Origin of the sequence: Moorena sp. SIO4A5 (assembly GCF_010672005.1) — a bacterium.
Lineage (GTDB): Bacteria > Cyanobacteriota > Cyanobacteriia > Cyanobacteriales > Coleofasciculaceae > Moorena.
In genome coordinates, this window is record NZ_JAAHHZ010000345.1 from 1 (window position 1) to 4947 (window position 4947).

Annotated in this window: 4 protein-coding genes; 3 read left to right on the forward strand and 1 reads right to left on the reverse strand. The window is 43.2% G+C overall.

What is annotated here, in order from left to right; translation table 11 throughout:
- The 3 genes from F6K57_RS36640 to F6K57_RS36650 form a co-directional block, all read left to right on the forward strand.
- Positions 1-760, forward strand: a 760-nt coding sequence (locus tag F6K57_RS36640) for a hypothetical protein (protein WP_364305622.1), incomplete at its 5' end; no start/stop codon positions are given.
- A 330-nt stretch (positions 761-1090) separates the two neighbouring features.
- Positions 1091-1297: a hypothetical protein gene (locus F6K57_RS36645; protein ID WP_293060228.1), complete on the forward strand. Its 207-nt coding sequence runs from the start codon at positions 1091-1093 to the stop codon at positions 1295-1297.
- Between the two features lie 153 nt (positions 1298-1450).
- Positions 1451-3958: a serine/threonine-protein kinase gene (locus F6K57_RS36650; RefSeq protein ID WP_075897448.1), complete on the forward strand. Its 2508-nt coding sequence runs from the start codon at positions 1451-1453 to the stop codon at positions 3956-3958.
- A 229-nt stretch (positions 3959-4187) separates the two neighbouring features.
- Here the strand turns inward: F6K57_RS36650 and F6K57_RS36655 are convergent, their stop codons facing one another.
- Positions 4188-4946 (reverse strand): DUF1350 family protein, encoded by a 759-nt coding sequence (locus tag F6K57_RS36655; RefSeq protein WP_293073138.1) that lies wholly within the window; start codon positions 4944-4946, stop codon positions 4188-4190.
- Position 4947 lies beyond the last annotated feature (1 nt).

Consider the following 4947-nt stretch of genomic DNA (forward strand, 5'->3'; position numbering starts at 1 on the left):
TGTACCTGTGAAAATTGCATCCTCACCTCCATCTACCATTCCCAAGACTTCTGTCTCTGCTGGGCAACTGGGGAGTTTGAATCATTGGATGTTTGTGTCTATTGGACTAGCTTTAGTGGTGATTGGATTAGTGGTGTATGGTAAGCTCCAATTCAAGGATAAGGACAAAAAGCTGAAATTGGAGCAGTATAAAACTGCTGATCTTCGGAAAAAGTTAAAGCTGGCGCTTAATACTATCCGGAAAATGGAATCCAATCCTGATTTGGTTCACTCGCGGGAATTTAATCTGGATTACCTCAGAATGCGAATGGAAGAAGAAGTATTCCACTTTGCAGTTATCAATCAAATTAAAATTAGAATAAAACAGTTAATCAGTATAGCATTACGACCTACTCAAGACTCTAGAAATGTTATCGGTGTCGCTAGTACGTCAGGTCGTCAAATTAATGAAACATTTGATGTTAAGTACGAGACAGAAATTCGAGGTAAACGCAGTGTGGGAGTGCTTTTCCGCATTCAAGTTAAATTAATGAAATTACCCACTCAACGCACCTCGGCAACCGTTAGCCAAATTATTGACTGTATAGAAACATTTCTTAGTCCAGATGCAGAAAATGATACCTGGCAACCAACAATTCAAGGACGTATTGTTTGCATGCGTTGGGATCAAAAGGCAAAACCAACGCCATTATTAGTATTGGAACAATCTACTGAAGGGGTTAATGTGACTCTAAGAACCAAACGGGTTGGGATGACGTAATACCAATTTTATTCATAGTAGTTCTTAATGGTTTTAGGGAATAGGGAGTAGGGAGTAGGGAGTGTGGGGAGATGGGGAGATGGGGAGATGGGGAGATGGGGAGATAAAATTGGTATTAGCAATTAGCCATTAGCCATTAGTCATTATCGATTACCAATTACCGATTACCAATTACCGATTTCCCAAGCTTTGTCTTGATGCAGCGCGGTCATGGGGACGTTGCTGAATTAAGGAATGAATGCGCAATCATCTGGTGCATGTTAAAGCCCCCTAAATCCCCCAATTTTGGGGGACTTTGAACGTCTTATTCCCCCCAGAATTGGGGCCGTCATGGGGGAAACCACGGCAGTTGCTCATGGGGGGAACCACGGCAGTCGCTCATGGGGGAAACCCCCAAGACCGCGCTGCCTCCCCAAGACCGCACTGCCTCCCCAAGACCGCACTGCCTCCCCAAGACCGCGCTGCACCGCTGCTCCCTGCTCCCTGTTCCCTGTTCCCTGTTCCCTGTTCCCTTTGCTATATAGGGTGCCTTATTAAGGCACCCTACTATTTATAGAGTTTGGTTTCCAGTTTGACGTAAGTCCTATTTGGGTATTCCTTAACCAATTTTTTAAACAGGCTTTAATAATCTTTATGCAGCTAATAAATTGATTTCGATACTATAGATAATAAACGAGTAAAATACTCACAATGTTTATTAATCCTAGGGGGTGGTTCGGGAAGATTATTCCTTCCCATACACCAAATCAGTATACAGATATTTCTACAAAGAAAGATACATCATCACAGGATAACACTCCGTTAAAACCAGCTAGATTAGGTTTCCTACTAGCTGTTTTTTTTCCCCTATTCGGAGCAATTTCAACAGCTCGGGATGGGGAGGGAGTGCAACGGATGGAAAAACAAACCCAAACTTGGTTTTTTAAACTTAGGGGTCCGGTGACTGGCCCAGACAATATAGTGATTTTGGCAATTGATGAGGAGTCTCTGAATTTAAATCAATCCTATGATGATAATGATGAGTCTCAAGCACTAACTGATTTAGAACTTATCAAGAGCTGGCCCTGGAAACGAGCTGCTTATGCTAAAGCGATTGAGCGTGTAATGGCTGCTGGAGCTAAGTCTGTTGCCGTCAGTATTGTGTTAGATAGTCCCAGTAGTTACGGTGAGGCAGATGATCAACAGTTAACAGAGGTGCTAGAAAATTATGGCGAAAAGGTTACTCTGGCCGCTATATATGATACTTACGAAACTGTTGAAGGTGAGGCTATCAAGCTAGTTAAGCCAAATTCTTTGTTTGAGACACCCCAGCTATCTGTAGGTTCGATTAATTATCCCATTGAGCCAGATGGCAGAATCTATCGTCTAGCCAATCAGTTTCCCAAAGTTTGGGCTAAGAATAATCCAGAATTGGCAGAAACATCTGATCAGCTGATTTTTACAGTACCTTCCTTTAATGAGGCTACCTTGGCAGCTGCTCAGGAATCAGGACTGAAGACGAAGCCCAAACCAGAGAATATTTTCTTCTACGGTTCGGATGCATTTAGATCTATTCCCTTCTGGTATGTCTTAGATGATAATCGCTGGCACACTCGCCTAGACGATGGTAAGTATTTCCAAGACAAGATTGTGTTAATTGGACCAACTGCTAGCTCATTACCAGATTTTCATCGGACTCCTGTGTCCGATAGAATGGCTGGGGTAGAAATCAATGCTAATGCGATCGCAACACTACTCGAAGGTCGTACCATTGTTCAAGCAATTCCCAATCCTATCCACAGAGGAGTGTTGATCTTCTTGGGGGTTAATGTCGTCAGGTACTTATTAAGTCGGATTAAGCGATGGCAAGTTTGCCTAGGCTGGACAGTGCTCGGGGTAATCACTTGGGGAGAAATCAGTTATCTATTTTTCGTGTATGAGGGGCTAATTTTGCCTACAGCAGTCCCTATAGTTAACATAACTCTCAGTGGTGTTTTCTGTAGCGCTATGGGAGCAATGCAAGACCTGAAGAATAAACAGCAACTACGCCAAACTCTCAAACATTACGTTTCTGCCCCCATTGTCCAAGAAATTATCTCTGGACAAGATGATTTACGCAATTTGCTGGAGGAAAGGGAAGAAGAACTATTTGCTACTAAGTTAAGTGGACGCTATCAAATCATCAAACGACTTAGTGCTGGAGGATTTGGCGAAACCTTTATTGCTGAAGACACCCAGCGACCGGGAAATCCGCACTGTGTGGTCAAACAGCTCAAACCTGCTAGCAATAATCCTCAACACTGGCAACTGGCTCGACGGTTATTTCAAACGGAAGCAGAAATTCTCGAAAAGTTGGGCAAACATCACCAAATCCCTGAGCTGTTAGCCTATTTTGATGAAAATCAAGAATTTTATCTAGTTGAAGAGTTTATTAAAGGTCATCCTCTCAGCGATGAGTTACCAGCGAAACCTATTCCTGAAGCCAACGTCATTGCCATAGTGGTAGATATTCTAAAGGTATTGCAGTTTGTCCACAGTCACAGTGTGATTCACCGAGATATTAAACCCGATAATCTAATTCGGCGCAAATCAGATCAGAAGCTGGTGCTAATTGACTTTGGCGCTGTTAAAGAAATTACTAATCAATTGCATTCAAGACGAAACCTGACTAATTTCACTGTCGCCATTGGTACTAAAGGTTATATGCCTAATGAACAAGCTGTGGGTAGTCCAAGATTTAACAGTGATATTTATGCCACAGGTATGATTGCTGTGCGATCGCTTACTGGCATAACTCCTAGCAAATTACCAACAGATCCCATAACTGGAGAAGTAATTTGGCTCAATAAAGCACAGGTCAGTCCTGAATTAGCTACAGTGGTCAACAAAATGGTGCGCTATAGCTTCCGAAGTCGCTACCAGTCGGCTGAAGAGGTATTAGAAGCACTGAAACCTTTAACCAAAACCTTGCCAACATTCTCGTTTAGTAGCCTTGATTCATCGGTAGCGCTAGAATCTGAGGCTTCCACCGTGCCAGCACCACAGAAAACCATGGTTGATAGTGACTGTTCGAGTTCACAGAAAACTGTTCCGTTGTCGGAATCTACCACAGTGCTAGAGGAGGAAACCATGGTTGATAGTGACTGTTCGAGTTCACAGAAAACTGTTTCGTTGTCGGAATCTACCACAGTGCTAGAGTCTAAGGAAACCTTATTCTAGTGATTATAGCGGTTTTTAATTAGGTGAGGTACAAATTTTGGAGTTTTAGGGAACAGGGAACAGGTAACAGGGAACAGGGAACAGGGAAAAAATCCTGTGTACCTCATTAGGCTATAAACCGCTATAGTCAGTCAATAGGGCAGTTGAATGTTGAGTGTCCACTTTCAAGATTAAACCTTCAACCTTCAACCTAGCAACCTGGTAACCTTGAACCTTCAACCTGCTAACCTTAAGCCACTGCTAGAGGATTCAACCATCGCAAAATTTCCCGTTGCAAGCGATTTAAATCGCGATAGACTTCTTGCTTGACCCACTGACCTACGGCATCCAATGGGGTAAACACTGCCCCTGGGTTTAAGGTGACATCTTGCCCTAAAGGTGTTAAATGATTTCCTGGTATCCGCTGTAGGACAACCATATTTGGAAAACGTTTCTGTAAGGCTTGGGTCAAGCTAACACTTTGGTCAATCTCGTCATCAGTGAATTTAATCAGTAAATTACGCTGGATTTGATAGCGTTGAGTAATCAGAGAGTTAGTTTCTTGGGGTGAGGGAGTAAACTCGAGCTGGAAGATAGGATTGAGGTTTAACTGTTCCACAAAGGGAATGGCACGGTCAGCGGAATAGTTGTTATAGGAAATCAAGATATTACCAGCTCGTTCTACACTGAAGAGGCTGCCAATCAACAAATGTAGTTTGCACCCCATGCTGTGGCCGATACCATAGATGGGTAGATACCGTTTCCGTAAAGCATTGGTTACCTGTAAGCGATTGAGAGTAGTCTCGAAGCGGTTGAGTACATCTCGTGCGATCGCAATATGGTCGAGGGTATTCACAAACGGTGTCGCAATCACTGCATACCGTTGAGCTGCTAATTTTTCCAGTAACAATCGGTAAGTTACGTGGGGTGCTGTAGCAATAAACGCCCCACCCAGGAAATGGATAATCCCGGTGGGACGATTGGGGATTAAAACCCAGTTACCAGATATC